The organism is Lapillicoccus sp., from assembly GCF_025353065.1.
Taxonomy (GTDB): Bacteria; Actinomycetota; Actinomycetes; order Actinomycetales; family Dermatophilaceae; genus Lapillicoccus.
The window spans coordinates 1-2,229 of record NZ_JANXRJ010000163.1; the positions used below are offsets into that span (position 1 = coordinate 1).

Genomic DNA, 2,229 nt, shown 5'->3' on the forward strand with positions numbered 1-2,229 from the left:
ACCATGACCTGGCACACCATCGGCGCCCGCGACTACATCACCACCCGATACCGCTACGTGGAGCCGAGCCACGCACCGGCCACCGACACCGAACACACCCGCATCTGCGCCACCGACCCGCCACCCTTCTGAGGGCCCGCCTTGCACCCCACCGAAGGACGCGTCTACCGCGACCCTTGCGTCCCGCGACCACCGCGGCTCGCGACCACTGCGACCCGCCGCCCGCGACCCGCCGCCCGCCGCCACTCGCACCAACCACGCCACATGAGTGGCCGGGCCACTCGGACTGCGGGCGCCGCTGTCGCGGCATACGGCAGACTGACGGGCATGTCCTCCTCACCGCCGACGGTCGGCCCCGGGCAGCGCGAGCTGACCGTCGGGATCGGGGCCGGCGGGCTGGCGACGAGCGACATGGTCCTCAACATCGGGCCGCAGCACCCGGCCACCCACGGGGTCCTGCGGCTGCGGGTCGTCCTCGACGGCGAGCGGATCGTCACCGCCGAACCCATCGTCGGCTACATGCATCGCGGAGCGGAGAAGCTGTTCGAGGTCCGCGACTACCGCCAGATCATCCTGCTGGCGAACCGGCACGACTGGCTCTCCGCCTTCGCCAACGAGCTCGGCGTCGTCCTCGGCGTGGAGAAGATGCTCGGGATGGAGGTGCCGGTGCGAGCAGTCTGGGCGCGGACACTGCTCGCCGAGCTCAACCGGGTGCTCAACCACCTGATGTTCCTCGGCTCCTACCCCCTCGAGCTGGGCGCCATTACCCCGATCTTCTACTCGTTCCGCGAGCGGGAGGAGCTGCAGGCCGTGATGGAGGAGGCGTCGGGAGGGCGGATGCACTACATGTTCAACCGGGTCGGTGGCCTCAAGGAGGACCTCCCGGCGGGCTGGCTGGGTCGCGTCGAGCAGGCCATCTCGGCGATCCGTCGACGGATGCCCGACCTGCAGAACATGTTGGTGGGCAACGAGATCCTGGCGGCCCGGACCGACGGGGTCGGGGTGCTCAGTCGCGAGCTCATCCATGCCTTCGGGGTGTCGGGTCCCATCGCGCGAGCGAGCGGCGTCGACGTCGACCTGCGTCGTGACGCGCCCTACCTCGCCTACGCCGAGCTCTTCGCACCCGGTGGCCCCGGTCGCGTCGTCACGCGCCGCGAGGGCGACTGCCTCGCCCGCCTGCACGTGCTCCTCGAGCAGACCCATGTCAGCCTCGACCTGGCCCAGGCCTGCGTCGAGAGGATGCGGTCGCTGCCCCAGGGGCCCATCAACGTCCGACTGCCCAAGGTGCTCAAGGTGCCTGAGGGGCACCTCTACACCGCGACGGAGAACCCGCTGGGGTTCAACGGCTACTACCTCGTGTCCCGCGGCGAGAAGACGCCCTGGCGGCTGAAACTGCGGTCGGCGTCCTTCAACAACGTCGCCGTCCTGTCGCAGGTCCTTCCCGGGCAGCTCATCGCCGACATGGTCGCCATCCTGGGCTCCATGTTCTTCGTCGTCGGTGACGTCGACAAATGACGGTTCGGCGAGGGCGGCGAGCCGTCACCGAGCGTTGGGGACGCGCGGCGGTCGCAGGCCTCGGCGTTGCCGCCTCGTTGGGGCTGAGCGGCTGCGTCGACCGCAGTCCGACACCCGCCGCGACCTCGGGCGTCGTCCGGACCGGCCCGACGGCGGCGACGACGGCGACGACGAGCGGCGCCATCTCGACGACGACGAGCGCACTCCCAGGCACGCCCGTTCCCACCGCCAGCGGTCCCTCGCCGGTCGACTCCTCCACGATCACCTCGCTCGGATCGTTGCCGGCGGCCTTCCGATGCCCCGCCGCGCCGAGCCCGATCACGATCCCCGCCGTCACGCCGCCCGCTGCCGGGCCCACCACCACCAGCAGCGCGCCCACCACCACCAACAGCGCGTCCACCACCACCAGCAGCGCGCCCACCGCTCCTGCGCCCACCACCGCCACCGCCCCCATCGCTCTCTCGCCGGCGGCGGTGGTGTGCCCGAGCCCGCTGGCCGGCGGCGAGGCGCTCTATCTCTGGTACGCGCCCACACCCGAGCTCAAGCTCGCCGCCCTGACCGCTGCCCTGACCCAGACGAAGTACGTCCACGCCGGCCCCAACTGGGTGGCCGGCGGCACCGTCAACCCGGCCATGGGCACCGTCGGCGGCGAGGTCTACCGCTAGGACCGCGGACGAGTCCCGTTCCGCTCGTCACGGCCGGGCTGACTGCGGC

At 71.6% G+C, this 2,229-nt stretch carries 2 protein-coding genes; both read left to right on the top strand.

Annotated features, from left to right (window positions below):
* Positions 1–327: 327 nt before the first annotated feature.
* Positions 328–1,515, top strand: a complete 1,188-nt coding sequence (locus Q0R63_RS13170; protein ID WP_295697971.1) for an NADH-quinone oxidoreductase subunit D — start codon at positions 328–330, stop codon at positions 1,513–1,515.
* Entirely contained in the window at positions 1,512–2,180 is a 669-nt protein-coding gene (locus tag Q0R63_RS13175) for a hypothetical protein (protein ID WP_295697974.1), read from the top strand. Before Q0R63_RS13170 ends, Q0R63_RS13175 begins: the two co-directional genes overlap by 4 nt.
* The last annotated feature ends 49 nt before the right edge of the window (positions 2,181–2,229 follow it).